Annotated in this window: 11 protein-coding genes; 3 read left to right on the top strand and 8 right to left on the bottom strand. The window is 73.2% G+C overall.

Annotated elements, in window-relative coordinates; all coding sequences use genetic code 11:
* Positions 1 to 65 precede the first annotated feature (65 nt).
* The 4 genes from pstS to mshD form a co-directional block, all read right to left on the bottom strand.
* Positions 66 to 1,202, bottom strand: coding sequence for a phosphate ABC transporter substrate-binding protein PstS (gene pstS, locus HYE82_RS25565; RefSeq protein WP_179176505.1), 1,137 nt, complete (start codon positions 1,200 to 1,202; stop codon positions 66 to 68).
* A gap of 923 nt (positions 1,203 to 2,125) precedes the next feature.
* Positions 2,126 to 3,106 (bottom strand): CHAD domain-containing protein, encoded by a 981-nt coding sequence (locus HYE82_RS25560; protein WP_179176504.1) that lies wholly within the window; start codon positions 3,104 to 3,106, stop codon positions 2,126 to 2,128.
* A complete protein-coding gene (locus tag HYE82_RS25555; RefSeq protein WP_179176503.1) occupies positions 3,087 to 5,363 on the bottom strand; it encodes an RNA degradosome polyphosphate kinase in 2,277 nt (758 codons plus the stop codon). The genes HYE82_RS25560 and HYE82_RS25555 overlap by 20 nt, the downstream gene beginning before the upstream one ends.
* A 222-nt stretch (positions 5,364 to 5,585) precedes the next feature.
* A complete protein-coding gene (mshD, locus tag HYE82_RS25550) occupies positions 5,586 to 6,518 on the bottom strand; it encodes a mycothiol synthase (RefSeq protein WP_179176502.1) in 933 nt (310 codons plus the stop codon).
* A 147-nt stretch (positions 6,519 to 6,665) separates the two neighbouring features.
* Here mshD and HYE82_RS25545 point away from each other — a divergent pair, with 147 nt between their 5' ends.
* On the top strand, positions 6,666 to 8,480 hold the full coding sequence (locus tag HYE82_RS25545; RefSeq protein WP_179176501.1) for a bifunctional UDP-sugar hydrolase/5'-nucleotidase: 1,815 nt from the start codon (positions 6,666 to 6,668) through the stop codon (positions 8,478 to 8,480).
* A gap of 161 nt (positions 8,481 to 8,641) precedes the next feature.
* Here HYE82_RS25545 and HYE82_RS25540 read toward each other — a convergent pair whose 3' ends face one another.
* On the bottom strand, positions 8,642 to 9,415 hold the full coding sequence (locus HYE82_RS25540; protein ID WP_179176500.1) for an alpha/beta fold hydrolase: 774 nt from the start codon (positions 9,413 to 9,415) through the stop codon (positions 8,642 to 8,644).
* A gap of 137 nt (positions 9,416 to 9,552) precedes the next feature.
* Here HYE82_RS25540 and HYE82_RS25535 point away from each other — a divergent pair, with 137 nt between their 5' ends.
* Together HYE82_RS25535 and HYE82_RS25530 are read left to right on the top strand one after the other, a co-directional pair.
* A complete protein-coding gene (locus tag HYE82_RS25535; RefSeq protein WP_179176499.1) occupies positions 9,553 to 10,140 on the top strand; it encodes a TetR/AcrR family transcriptional regulator in 588 nt (195 codons plus the stop codon).
* A 106-nt stretch (positions 10,141 to 10,246) separates the two neighbouring features.
* Complete coding sequence (locus tag HYE82_RS25530; protein ID WP_256987664.1) at positions 10,247 to 10,429, top strand: hypothetical protein; 183 nt, start codon at positions 10,247 to 10,249, stop codon at positions 10,427 to 10,429.
* On the opposite strand, the gene HYE82_RS25525 is transcribed toward HYE82_RS25530, so the two are convergent.
* The 3 genes from HYE82_RS25525 to HYE82_RS25515 all read right to left on the bottom strand — a co-directional run.
* On the bottom strand, positions 10,409 to 11,938 hold the full coding sequence (locus HYE82_RS25525) for a cell wall metabolism sensor histidine kinase WalK (RefSeq protein WP_179176498.1): 1,530 nt from the start codon (positions 11,936 to 11,938) through the stop codon (positions 10,409 to 10,411). The two genes, HYE82_RS25530 and HYE82_RS25525, sit on opposite strands and share 21 nt — an antisense overlap.
* Positions 11,935 to 12,684 carry a response regulator transcription factor gene (locus tag HYE82_RS25520; RefSeq protein ID WP_179176497.1) on the bottom strand — a complete coding sequence of 250 codons (750 nt, stop codon included), beginning with the start codon at positions 12,682 to 12,684 and terminating at the stop codon, positions 11,935 to 11,937. The genes HYE82_RS25525 and HYE82_RS25520 overlap by 4 nt, the downstream gene beginning before the upstream one ends.
* A gap of 84 nt (positions 12,685 to 12,768) precedes the next feature.
* On the bottom strand, positions 12,769 to 13,735 hold a 967-nt coding region (locus tag HYE82_RS25515), incomplete at its 5' end, for a S1C family serine protease (protein WP_179176496.1).

The raw sequence follows: 13,735 nt of genomic DNA, 5'->3' as shown, positions 1-13,735 counted from the left end.
CCCCTGAGCCCCGGACCGCCGGGCGGGTCGGACGGGACCCGCCCGGCGGTCCGGGGCTCAGGGGTTCAGGAGAGCGAGTTGATGACCTCGCGGACCTTGGTGTTGATCTCGGCCGGGATCGGGGCGTAGCCGTTCTCGGAGAGGACCTTCTGGCCGGCGTCCGAGGCGGTGTAGCCGAGGAAGGACTTCACGGTGGGCAGGGTCTCCGCCTTGTTGCCCTTGTCGCAGACGACCTCGTAGGTGACCAGGACGATCGGGTAGGCGCCCTCGGCCTTGGTCGCGTAGTCGAGCTTCAGGGCCAGGTCGGAGCCGGTGCCGACGACCTTGGCGGCGGCGATGGCCTTGGAGGCGCTGTCGGCGGAGGCCTTGACCGGAGCGGAGGCACCGGTGTTCAGGTCGACCGTCTTGATGTTCTGCGAGGTGGCGTAGGAGAGCTCGAAGTAGCCGATCGCGCCGTCGACCTGCTTGACCTGGGTGGCGACACCGGAGGAGCCGGAGGCGCCGAGGCCGCCCGGGGCGGGCCACTTCTTGGCGGCCTCGTAGGTCCAGGCGTCACCGGCGGTGGCCTTGAGGTACTTGCCGAGGTTCTCGGTGGTGCCGGAATCCTCGGAGCGGTGGAAGTGCTGGATGGCCGTCGACGGCAGGGTGACGCCCGGGTTCAGCTTCTTGATCGCCTCGTCGTCCCACTTCTTGATCTTGTCGTTGAAGATGTTCGCGAGGGTGGGCGCGTCCAGCGTCAGCTTGTCGACGCCGGCGACGTTGAAGCCGATGGCGATCGGGCCGCCGACCATCGGCAGGTTGATGCCCTGGCCGCCGGTGCAGATCTTCTTCGACTCCTCGACCTGCTCGGGCTTCAGCGCGGAGTCCGAACCGGCGAAGCCGACGGTGCCCTGGTTGAAGGCGACGATGCCCTCGCCGGAGGAGGAGGACTTGTAGTTGACCTCGACGCCCTGGCAGGCGGCCATGTAGTTCTTGACCCACAGGTCCACGGCGTTCTTCTGCGCCGAGGAGCCGGAGGCGAGCAGCTTGCCCTTCGCGTCGCCGCACTTGATGTCGCCGGCCGCGACGGACGGCTTGCCGCTGGCGTTGCCGCCGGTGTTGGTGTTGTCGTCCGAGCCGCACGCCGTGAGGACCAGGGCGCCGGACACGACAAGCGCGCCGAGGGCGGAGGCACGAAGCATGTTCTTGCGCTGAAGCTTCACTTTTTGAAGTGTTCCTTCCAGAAGCCGCCGGCCGCTTTCGGTCATCGGGGCGGCGTGCAAAGAGGTCTACGTCGGATGCGAGGGCTGCTGCCGGATCCGGCCGGCGGCGCGCTCGTTGCACCACCGAAATTAGACAGATCAGGTGAAGCGATCGACGGGGGAAAGTGAACGGAAGGTGAACCTCGCCGGACGGGCGAGTGCGGTCCGGTGGGGCGGGTGGCGCGGCTGGGAGCCCCGCATGATCGGGATGTGGAGGGTGCCGCAGGCGGCCTGGACGGTTTCCCGAACGTGAATTGTGCGGCGAGTGGAATTCGGTCCGTGGGGCGTGAATGCAGGCGTGCAGGAAATGCCTGCCGACGGCCCCGCCGCAATAGGGGAGCCGCGTGAGATCGAAACTCCCGGTGAACGCGGGAGCCGGGTTGTTCGTGCTCAAGGGATCCCCTCGCTCGAGGCGGCTGCGGAAGCCCGGCACCGGCGGCGCGATCGCACCGGTTCCGGCGGCGGGCTCCGCAGGAACCGAGTGCGCGGAGCGGGCCATCCGACTCATACCCCGTCTTTCGAAGGGAATTCCGGTGCCGCCCTCGGCGACGCCCGTCGTCCTTGCGGCGACTTCCCGACCGGCCGGCACCGTGCCCTCCCGGTGCGCACGGCCGATACCGGCCCGCTCCGCTCCCGAATTCCCTCCGGGACGGCTGGCGGCAGCGCCGCCGGCGGACTGCGGTCCGTGTCCCGGGCAGGCCCGGCAACGCCGAGGCGGTGACGCGCAGGGCCTCGGCGGTTTCGACGGCGGCGTACGGCGCCGCGGTCACTGCGGGTGACCCCGGTCCGGGCCGGGCCCGAGACCGGTTTGGCCGAAAACGAACGGCACCGCTTCCCGCGGCGAGGGGTCCGCCGCGGGGAGCGGTGCGTGGGTGCGCCCGGGATCAGGGGGCCGCGGCCGCGCTCACCGGCTGCCAGAGGGAGCGGAAGGCGAGGCGGGCCGCCCCGACCTCGTGGCGCTGGGCGGCGTGGAGCACCCCGAGGGCGTACGCGGTCGCGGGGGCGATGCGCGGGGTGCGGGCGGCGGCGGCCGACGCGGCGGCCGCCTCGGCGGCGTCCAGGTGCCGGTCCAGGGCCTCGCCGGCGGCGGCCAGCCGGGCCGCGTCCAGCCCGGCCGCGTCCTCGCCGAGGACCTCCCCGGCGTAGCGGTGGAGCCGCAGGAGGCGGCCCACCTCGTGCCAGACGGCGTCGTGGTCGGGCAGGTACGGGTGGTCCTCCGCGGCGGGCGGGAGCGCGGCGACGGCCGAGGTGAGCCGGGTCCGCGCCGCCTCGGCCAGCGGGACCAGCACGTCCTCGGCCCGGCCCCGGGCGGCGATCACGTCCAGCGGTACCTCGGAGGCGAGGACGGCCACGGCGTCGGCCACCGCGTGGAACCGGGACGAGCCCAGGGCGTGCAGGGTCGCGGAGTGGGCCCGGGTCCTGGCCAGGGTGAGCTGCCGCTCCAGCAGCGCGGCGGCCCGCGCCGAGCCCACGGTCAGCGCGCCCGGGGTGCCGCGCGGTGCGGGGACCTCCGGCGAGCCCGACAGGCGGTGCAGCGCGTCCTGCAGCCGGGTCAGCCGGGCGGCGTACGCGTGCTCGTCGGCCAGGGTCGAGGCGAGCCAGGCCAGCTCGCCGCGCAGCCCGTCGGCCCAGGACGAGTCGGTGACCGTGCGGAACGTCGCCAGGGATCCGCTGATGCGGCGCGCGGCCCCCCGCAGGCCGAGCGCCGCGTCGGCGGCGTCCGCGGCGTCGGCCCCGCGTTCCTCGTGCAGCCTGAGGCCGCGCAGGAAATCGGTGGCCCGGGCCCGCAGGTACGCGCCGAGCACGTCCCCCGCGGAGCCCCCGCCGCTCGCGATCGCTGTCAGGTCATGGTTTGGCAGAGCCACGCCGGCGCCTCCGGGCGTCTATGAGCATCTCCTGAACGTGCCGCAGCGGCTGGCCTTCGTGGTCGGTGCTGTGCCGGGTCCATTCGCCGTCCGGGCCCAGGTGCCAGGAGGAGGTGGAGTCGGACATGCCGGTCTCCAGCAGCCGGTCCAGCGCCGCGCGGTGGGCCGGGTCGGTGACCCGCACCAGTGCCTCGATGCGGCGGTCGAGGTTGCGGTGCATCATGTCGGCGCTGCCGATCCACACCTCGGGTTCGCCGCCGTTGCCGAAGGCGAAGACCCGGGAGTGCTCCAGGAAGCGGCCGAGGACGGAGCGGACCCGCATGTTCTCCGACAGTCCGGGGACCCCGGGGCGCGCGGCGCAGATGCCCCGGACCCAGATGTCGACGGGGACCCCGGCCCGGGAGGCCCGGTAGAGGGCGTCGATGAGGGCCTCGTCGACGACGGAGTTCATCTTGAGGCGCACGTACGCGGGGCGTCCGGCCCGGTGGTGGGCGGTCTCCTTGTCGATGCGGGCGATGAGGCCGTCGCGCAGTGAGCGGGGCGCGACGAGGAGGCGCCGGTAGGTCTCGCGGCGCGAGTAGCCGGACAGCCGGTTGAAGAGGTCGGAGAGGTCCGCGCCGACCTGCGGGTCGGCGGTGAGCAGGCCGAGGTCCTCGTACAGGCGGGCGGTCTTGGGGTGGTAGTTGCCGGTGCCGACGTGGGAGTAGCGGCGCAGCGTGTCGCCCTCCTGGCGGACGACGAGGGAGAGCTTGCAGTGGGTCTTGAGGCCCACCAGGCCGTACACGACGTGGCAGCCGGCCTCCTCCAGCTTGCGGGCCCACTTGATGTTGGCCTGCTCGTCGAAGCGGGCCTTGATCTCGACGAGGACGAGGACCTGCTTGCCGGACTCGGCGGCGTCGATGAGCGCGTCGACGATGGGGGAGTCGCCGGAGGTGCGGTACAGGGTCTGCTTGATCGCGAGGACGTGCGGGTCGGCGGCGGCCTGCTCCAGGAAGGCCTGTACGGAGGTGGAGAAGGAGTCGTACGGGTGGTGCAGGAGCACGTCCCGCTCGCGCAGCGCGGCGAAGATGTCGGGGGCGGAGGCGGACTCGACCTCGGAGAGGTCGCGGTGCGTACCGGCGACGAACTTGGGGTACTTCAGCTCGGGCCGGTCGAGGGAGGCGATGCCGAACAGGCCGGTCAGGTCCAGCGGCCCGGGCAGCGGGTAGACCTCGGCGGCGGAGATCTTCAGCTCCTGGACCAGCAGGTCGAGGACGCCGGGGTCGATGGACTCCTCGACCTCCAGGCGGACCGGCGGGCCGAAGCGGCGCCGCATGAGCTCCTTCTCCAGGGCCTGCAGGAGGTTCTCGGCGTCGTCCTCCTCGACCTCCAGGTCCTCGTTGCGGGTGACCCGGAACATGTGGTGCGCGAGGACCTCCATGCCGGGGAAGAGCTCCTCCAGGTGCGCGGCGATGACGTCCTCCAGCGGGACGTAGCGCTGCGGGGAGGCCTCCAGGAAGCGCGACAGCAGCGGCGGCACCTTGACGCGGGCGAAGTGGCGGTGCCCGCTGACCGGGTTGCGCACGACGACGGCCAGGTTCAGGGAGAGGCCGGAGATGTAGGGGAAGGGGTGCGCGGGATCCACGGCCAGCGGCGTCAGCACCGGGAAGATCTGGTTGCGGAACAGGGTGAAGAGGCGCGCCTGCTCCTTCTCGGTGAGGTCGGGCCAGCGGATGAGGTGGACGCCCTCCTCGGCGAGCGCGGGCGCGATGTCGTGCTGGTAGCAGGCGGCGTGGCGGGCCATGAGTTCGCGCGAGCGCGTCCAGATGAGGTCGAGGACCTCGCGGGGCTGCAGGCCGGAGGCGGAGCGGGTGGCGACGCCGGTGGCGATGCGGCGCTTGAGGCCGGCGACGCGGACCATGAAGAACTCGTCGAGGTTGCTCGCGAAGATCGCCAGGAAGTTGGCGCGCTCCAGGAGCGGGGTGGTGGGGTCCTCGGCCAGTTCGAGGACCCGCTCGTTGAAGGCCAGCCAGCTGCGCTCGCGGTCGAGGAAGCGCCCGGGCGGGAGTTCCTCGCCGTCCTTGTCGTCGTACGAGTCCATGTCGGTGTCGATCTCGGGGGCGAGATCGGCTTCGAGGCCGCTGGCGTGCGGCCGGTGCGCGGCGATGGAGCCGAGCCTGGCGTGCGCGGCGGGCGAGCCGGCGGGGGCCGTGGCCGATGGGGACGACGGGTGCTGGGCGGGGACCTCGGTGGGCCCTGCGCTGGGCTTCTGGCTCATGACTCCATTGTTCCGCGCATGCGGCAGGACGGGCCCGTCGGACGGGGCCGCAGTCGGTCGGAGTCGGGGCTGCATGCACGGAGAGTCGCAAGCACGTCTTAAGGTCCGGTGAATGGCGCATGGCTTCCAGGCTCCGGATCGCCCACGAGTACGTCGGCTTCGCTCCGGAATGCACCCGTACGGACCCCGGTGCGCCCGGGAGGCCCGTACGGGTGATGACGCTCAGCTCTCCGTTCGGTACATGAGGTCGACCTCGTGCGTGCTGAAGCCGAGGCCCTCGTAGACGGCGAGGGCCGCCGGGTTGTCGGCGTCGACGTAGAGCATCGCGGTGGGCAGGCCGGCGGCGGCCAGGTGCTGGAGGCCGACCGCGGTGAGGGCCTTGCCGAGGCCGCCGCCCTGGGCGCCGGGCAGGACGCCGAGCACGTAGACCTCGCCGAGCTGCTCGGCGGCGTGGATCTTCGTCCAGTGGAAGCCGACGACTTCCCCCTCCCGCTCGGCGAGGAAGAAGCCCTTCGGGTCGAACCAGGGCTGCGCCATGCGGTCGTCGAGGTCGCGCTGGACCAGCGAGCCCTGCTCGGGGTGGTGGGCGAAGGCTGCCGCGTTGGCGGCGAGCCAGGCCGCGTCGTCCTGCCCGGGCACGAAGGTGCGGACGGTCACCCCGGCGGGCAGGACGGGCTCGGGCAGCGGGGGTGCCTCGGGGCCGAGCGGCCGGCGCAGCTGGCGCAGCTCGCGGAAGAGGGTGAGGCCGAGGACCTGGGCGAGGTGGCGGGCCGCGGACTTGCCGCCGTGCGCCCAGACCCGGATCCGCTTGCCGGAGGCGGCGAGGAGGGCCGAGCCGAGGGCCCGGCCGTGGCCGCGGCCGCGCAGGGCGGGGTGCACGACGAGTTCGGCGGCGGGGGCCTCCACCGGGTCGGTGTCCTCCAGTTGGCCGTAGCCGGCGAGCCGTCCCTTCTCGGTGAGGAGGAAGTGCCGGATGCCCTCGCGGCGGCCGCCGCGCAGCTGGAGCCGGCCCTGCTCGGAGACGGCGGTGGTGCCGTCGGTGCGGGCCGCGTCCTCGATCAGCGCGATGACGGCGTCGGCCTGCTCTTCCGTCAGTTCGTCGAGGGTCTGGATCTGGCGTCCCGGCTCCAGGGCCGCTGCTGCGTCGTCAGTCATGCTCCGAGCGTACGGCGGTCGGGCGCCGGGGCGGTGGTGTCGGGGTGTTAACCGGCTCGATACCCCACCCCCCTGTTGGTGCTACGCGCGTTGACCGTAGGCTGCGCCAGACCTCCATGCTTTACCCGCTGTTCATAAGGGGACAAAATGTCAGCGACGCCACAACGGCACCGCCGAAACCGCCGGTTGGCCCTCATCGCGACGGCGGCCACGGCCGCTTCCGGTGCGCTGGTCGCCGCCGCACTGCCGGCCGGTGCCGCGGGTGGCGACGGTGCGGGCAAGAGCCGCACCGTCGACGTGCAGCTGCTGTCGTTCAACGACTTCCACGGCACGCTGGAGCCCCCGCAGGGCTCCTCCGGCAGCGTGACGGAGCGTCAGGCGGACGGCACCACCAAGGCCATACCGGCCGGTGGCGTCGAGTACCTGGCCACCAGCCTGCGCGAGGCCCGCAAGGGCCACGAGTACTCCATCACCGCCGCGGCCGGCGACATGATCGGCGGCAGCCCGATGCTGTCGGGCCTGTTCCACGACGAGCCGACCGTCGAGGCGCTGAACAAGCTGAAGCTGGACGTGTCCAGCGTCGGCAACCACGAGTTCGACGAAGGCAAGCAGGAGCTGCGCCGCATGGCGTACGGCGGCTGCCACCCGGTCGAGGGCTGCTTCGAGATGGGCAAGGAGTTCACCGGCTCCGAGTTCAAGTACCTCGCCGCGAACGTCGTGGACGAGAAGACCAAGCGCCCGATGATGTCGCCCACCTGGATCTGGAAGAAGGGGGACGTCAAGATCGGCTTCATCGGCGTCACCCTGGAGGGCACCCCGGACGTCGTCACGGCCGAGGGCGTCAAGGGCCTGAAGTTCGGCGACGAGGTCGAGACGATCAACAAGTACGCCGCCGAGCTGAACAAGCAGGGCGTGAAGTCGATCGTCGCCCTGATCCACGAGGGCGGCCTGCCGGCGAACGGCGCGTACAACTACGACTGCAACGTCCCGGGTGCCGGCGCCGGCATCTCCGGGGCGATCGTGGACATCGCGAAGAACGTGGACGCGAAGGTCGACGCGCTGGTCACCGGTCACACGCACCAGGCGTACGCCTGCAACATCCCGGACCCGGCGGGCAACCCGCGCATGGTGACCTCGGCCGCCTCGCTGGGCCGCCTGTTCACCGACACCACGCTGACGTACGACCGGCAGACCAAGGACATCGTCCGCACGGCCGCGCTCGCGCCGAAGCCGGTCAACAAGGTCGTCACCCGTGACGTGCCCAAGGCCCCGGACATGACCGAGCTGATCGACCGCTGGAAGACGCTGGCCGCCCCGGTCGCGAACCGCCCGATGGGCTACATCTCGGCGGACGTTCCGGGCCGCGGCCTGGACGCGCCGGAGAAGCCGCTCGGCGACCTGATCGCGGACGCGCAGCTGGAGGCCACGGCCCCGGCGGACAAGGGCGGCGCGCAGCTGGCCCTGATGAACCCGGGCGGCATCCGCTCCGACCTGGCCTACAAGGCCTCGGGCGAGGAGGGCGACGGCGTCGTCACCTACGGCGAGTCGTACACGGTCCAGCCGTTCAACAACCTGCTGAACATCGTGGACCTGACCGGCGCCCAGCTGATCACCGCGCTGCAGCAGCAGGTCAGCGGCCCGGTCAACGGTGTGAACCCGAAGATCCTGCAGGTCTCGAAGGGCTTCACCTACACCCTGGACATGACGAAGTCGGGCGCGGACCGCATCGTCGTGGACTCGGTGAAGCTGAACGGCGCGGCGATCGACCCCGCCAAGACCTACCGGGTCGCGATGAACGAGTTCCTCGCGGGCGGCGGTGACGGCTTCACCGTCCTGAAGGAGCACAAGAACAAGCTGGTGGGCGTGTCCGACCTGGACGCCTTCAACGCCCTGCTGGCGAAGTCCTCGGCGGCGAGCCCGATCGCCCCGCCGGCCGCGGACCGCATCACCGTGATCAAGTAGGCGAACGCGGCTCCGGCCGTACCACCGCACGCCCGGAGGGGCGGCGGGCCTGTCCGGCCCGCCGCCCCTCCGGCTTTTCCCCGTGCCGGCGCCGGCGGCCCGTGCGGCGGCCCGTGCCCGGTGGCACCCCCGTGGCCACGGGGCCGCGGGCCGCCGCGGGCTCACAGGCCCGCCAGGAACTTCCTGACGGCCTCGTGGAAGCCCTGCGGGTCCTGGAAGGGCAGGAAGTGCTCGGTGTCCAGGCCGGTGTAGGCGGTGCGGGGGCGCCGGGCGACCATGGCGTCGGCCTGCGCCCGGGGCAGGGCCTCGCTGCGCCGGCCGTGGACGAGGAGGGCGGGGCAGGCGGTGGCCAGCCAGGCGTCCCAGTTGTCGTGAGCGGCCGCGGCGATGGTGTCGAGGACGTCCCGAGGGTGGAACGGCAGCCGCCAGCCGCCGCCGGGCAGCGGGCGCAGTGCGGGCTCGTAGGCGGGGGCCATCGCGCCGAGGGCGGTGAGGAGTTCCCCGCGGGTGCCGGCGGTGTACGGCAGGTCGGCCAGGAACGCGAACCGGTCCGTGCCGCCGGGGGTGATCTCGACGGGGCCCTCGGTGTTGACGAGGGCGCTGACCCGGTGGGGCTGCCGGGCGGCGAGGTGGTAGGCGTTCATGGCGCCAAGGGAGAAGCCGACGACGGCTACGGAGTCGAGGCCTAGGTGGTCGAGGAGGGCGACGGCGTCGGCCACGTACCCCTCCCGGCTGTGCTCGGCGGCCCGGTCGGAGTCGCCGTGGCCCCGCTGGTCGGGGGCGATGACCCGCCACTCGTCGCCGAGGACCTCGGCGAGGCCGGTCCAGGCGGCGGCTTCGGACATCCCGCCGTGCAGGGCGAGCAGCGGGCGGCCGGGGCCCCCGAAGTCCAGGTAGGACAGCGTGCGGCCGTCGAGCGTCAGTTCGTGGCGCATGTGTGGTCCCCCGTTCGATCCGGGGGCGGCGGATTGCCGCCCCCTTCGCCGCCTTCAGCCTGCCAGTGTTTGGGCAAGTGCGCAATACGCTCGTCTTGGGCACATGCGCAAAATGCGGCCGCGGCTACCATCCCGGCATGGGAAATCGCGAGGACCTGCTGGCCGGGGCACGCCGCTGCCTGGAGGAGAAGGGCTATCTGCGCACCACCGTGCGCGACATCGCCGCGGCGTCGAAGGTGAGCATGGCCGCGATCGGCTATCACTTCGGCTCCCGCGAGGCGCTGCTCAACCAGGCCCTCTTCGCCGCGATGGACGAATGGGCCGCCGGCGCCGGCCGGCTCGCCGGGGAGGGCGACACCGCCGAGGAGCGGTACGCCGACACCTGGGACCGCAAGATCCGGGACTTCTCCGAGACGCGCTGGCTGTGGCTCGCCTCGGTGGAGGCCTTCGTCCACGCGCAGTCCTCGCCCGATCTGCTCGCCGTACTCGCGGAGAGCCAGCGCAAGAACCGGCGGATGGTGGCCGCGGCGCTGCGCGGGGTGCCGGCGGAGGAGGTCTCCGAAGAGGACGCCCGCAGCCTGGGCTCGCTGCACATCGCCCTGCTCAGCGGGGTGATGGTGCAGGCCCTCACCGACCCGGAGGGGGCGCCGACCGGGCACGGGATCGCCCGGGGGCTGCGCGCCATGGTGGAACTGCTCGACCGGCCGGCGCCTGCCGAGGGGTGAACCCCGTCCCCGCGCTCCGGGACGACCGGAACGCCGGGCCCTTCGCGAGCGAGGCAGGGTCGAGAACCACTTCCGCAAGGCCGTCCGGCAGCCCGGCCGGCTCTTCGTGAACTACACCGGCACCTCGGCCCACCTGCCGCCGCGCTGGAACTCCGACCGGCTGAACCCGCAGGTGCACGCCTTCGTCGACGGCGCCGAGACGGCCGGCCGGACCGGGCTCGGCACCGTCCCGACGGACTTCCCGAACACCCGCCCCGGCCTGGGCACCTCAATCGTCCGGCACGACTGACGCACCCACCGCACCCACGGCGGCGGCTCCGCCGGACCCACCGGTCCTGCCCGCCCCGGCGACCCCGGCGGCCCCGGCCGCCTCGGCCGCCGCCGCGGGGGGCGGCGTCGGCGCGCCCGGGATCCGGAGCACGGCCTCCGTGCCCGGGCCGCCGCCGCGGGGGGCCCGCAGCGCGGCCGTACCGCCCGCGCGCTGTACGCTCCGGGCCACGATCGACAGGCCGAGCCCGCTGCCGGGCAGCGCCCGGGCCGACGAGGACCGCCAGAACCGCTCGAACACGTGCGGCAGGTCCTCGGCGGGGACTCCGGGCCCGCGGTCCCGCACGGTCAGCTCGCCCGCCCGCAGGGCGACGGAGACGACCCCGCCCGGCGGGCTGAACTTCACCGCGTTGTCGAGCACGTTGACCACGGCCCGCTCCAGCGCCGGGGCTTCCCCCCGCACGTACCAGGGTTCCAGGTCGGCCTCGAAGACCAGCTCCGGACCGCGCAGCCGTGCCCGCGACAGCGCGGTGCCCGCGACCTCGTGCAGGGCCACGACCTCCAGCCGGGCGGGCGGGCCCGCGTCCGGCCGGGACAGCTCCTGGAGGTCGCCGATCAGCGAGGCGAGCTCCGTCATCTGCGCCTTGACCGAAGCCAGCAGCTCCCGCCGGTCCTCGGCCGGGATGGCCCGGCCGGTCTGCTCGCTGCGCGCCAGCAGCTCGATGTTCGTGCGCAGCGAGGTCAGCGGCGTGCGCAGCTCGTGGCCGGCGTCGGCGATGAGCCGGGCCTGCCGCTCCCGGGAGGAGGCGAGGGCCGCCGTCATGGAGTTGAACGACCGCGACAGGCGGGCGATCTCGTCGTCGCCCTCGTCGGGGATCCGTACCGTCAGGTCCTCGGTGCGGGCGATGTGCTCGACGGCCCCGGTCAGCTCGTCCACCGGCTGCAGGCCCGTCCGGGCCACCCACAGGCCGGCGGCGCCCGCGCCGACCACACCGACCCCGCAGACCAGCAGCAGCACCCAGGTCAGCGTGGACAGCGGCTTGTCGATGTCGGCGAGCGGCTTGGCGACCGAGATGCCGAAGACGGGGGCGCCCGGCTGGGCCTGTGCCTGGAAGGTGTAGACGCGCATCCGGGTCCCGGAGTCGGTCTGCACGTCGTGCAGCACGTTGGGCCGCTGCCTGGTGGCGACGTCCCGGTCGGCCTGCGCCACCGGAAGGTCGGTCCGGCCGCCCACCCAGCAGTGCGCGCCGTTCGGCAGGACGATCTGGACGGTCGCGTTCAGGTTCCCGGCGATCTCGCGGGCCGGCCGGGCGGGCCCGGTGACGCAGACCCTGTCGTTCAGGGCCCGCACGACCTCCGCGTCCGGGTTCGTGGCCACCAGCGTCCGGTCGAGCTGCTCGCGCAGCTGCGTGCGCACCATCACCCACGACACGGCGGCCACGGCCGCGACGGCCACGGCCACGGCCACCGCCACCAGCAGGGCGAGCCGGGAGCGCAGCGGCAGCCCCCGGAACCGGGCGGCCGGGCTCACTCGAGCCCCCCGGAATCCCCGGCCCCGGCGGTGCGCAGGACGTACCCGACGCCCCGTACGGTGTGGACCAGGCGGGGTTCGCCGCCGGCCTCGGTCTTGCGGCGCAGGTACATCACGTACACGTCCAGGGAGTTGGAGCTGGGCTCGAAGTCGAAGCCCCACACGGTCTTGAGGATCTGCTCGCGGGTGAGGACCTGCCGCGGGTGGGCCAGGAACATCTCCAGCAGCGTGAACTCGGTCCGGGTCAGCTCCACCGGGCGTGCGGCCCGGGTCACCTCGCGGGTCGCGAGGTCCATCCGCAGGTCCCCGAAGACGAGGTGGCGGTCGGGCTCCGGGGCCGGGCCGGGCTCGGGGGCGGCGTACGCGCTGCGCCGGAGCAGGGCCCGGACGCGGGCGAAGAGCTCGTCCAGCTCGAACGGCTTGACGAGGTAGTCGTCGGCGCCCGCGTCGAGGCCGGTGACGCGGTCGCCGACGGTGTCCCGGGCGGTGAGCATCAGGATCGGGGTGGTGTTCCCGGCGGCCCGCAGCCGACGGGCCGCGGTCAGGCCGTCCATGCGGGGCATCTGGATGTCGAGGACGATCAGGTCGGGGGCGTACGAGCCCGCCCGGTCGAGGGCGTCGAGCCCGTCGACGGCGGTCTGCGCCGCGTACCCCTCGAAGGCGAGGCTGCGGCGCAGGGCCTCCCGTACGGCGGGCTCGTCGTCGACGACGAGGATGCGCTGCAGGTCGTCCTCGACGGGCTTCATGCGGTCCCCCTGGGGTGGTGTGCGGCGGTGGGCGGCCGGCGGCGGGCGGCCGGCGGTGCCTTCCAGCGTCGCACGGCCCGCCGGCTAGAAGCCCGCGCCGAAGCCGTCGGCGGTGGAGGAGGGGGAGCGGCCGCCGCTGCCGCCGGCGGTGCCGCTGCCGCCGCCCTTGCGCAGGGAGTCCAGGTCGGCCTTGATCGTGTTGACCGGGATGGCGAAGCCGAGGCCGACGCTGCCGGCGGCGGAGCTGTCGGCAGCGGGCGAGTAGATCGCGGAGGGCATTGCGATGACCTCGCCGTTCATGTTGAGGAGGGCGCCGCCGGAATTGCCGGGGTTGAGGGAGGCGTCCGTCTGGATGGCCTTGTACGAGGTGGTGTTCGAGCCGGGGTTCCCGTTGAACTGGCGGCCGTCGAACGAGAACGGCCAGCTGCCGTCGCCGCCGCGCTGCCGCTGCGGCGCCTGCTCCGACTTGGGCACGTTGACCTCGCGGTTCAGCGCCGAGACGATGCCGCTGGTGACGGTGCCGGTGAGGCGGTCCGGGGAGCCGATCGCGACGACCTGGTCGCCGACCCGGACGCCGTCGGAGTTGCCGAGCCGGGCCGGCTTGAGTCCGGACGCACCCTGGAGCTTGATCAGCGCGAGGTCCTTGTCCGGGTCGGTGCCGACGGTCTTCGCGGGGAACCTGCGGCCGTCGCTCAGTGTGACCTGGATCTCGGAGGCGCCGCTGATGACGTGGTTGTTGGTGGCGATCTCGCCGTCGGCGGTGAGGACGAAGCCCGAGCCGGTGCCCTGGCCCGACCCGGTGCGGGTGTCGATGCGCACGACGGACGGGCCGACCTGCTCGGCGACCCCGGCCACCGTGCCGCTGCTGGTCTGCGAGACGACCGTGCCGTTGAAGCCGCCGGCGATGCCCGTCCCGTCGCCGAGCAGCTGCTGGACGAGCGTGGCGGTGCCGCCGCCGATGACGGCCGCGGCGATCGCGACCGCGGCGAGCAGCGCCACCGGGCGCTTGGCCCGGGCGGCGTGCGCCGGGCCTGCGGGGGCGGGGGCCTCC

Origin of the sequence: Streptomyces sp. BR123 (genome assembly GCF_013401435.1) — a bacterium.
Taxonomy (GTDB): Bacteria; Actinomycetota; Actinomycetes; order Streptomycetales; family Streptomycetaceae; genus Streptomyces.
Note: the sequence above shows the minus strand (reverse complement) of the source record. Positions and strands in the feature narration are given on the sequence as shown.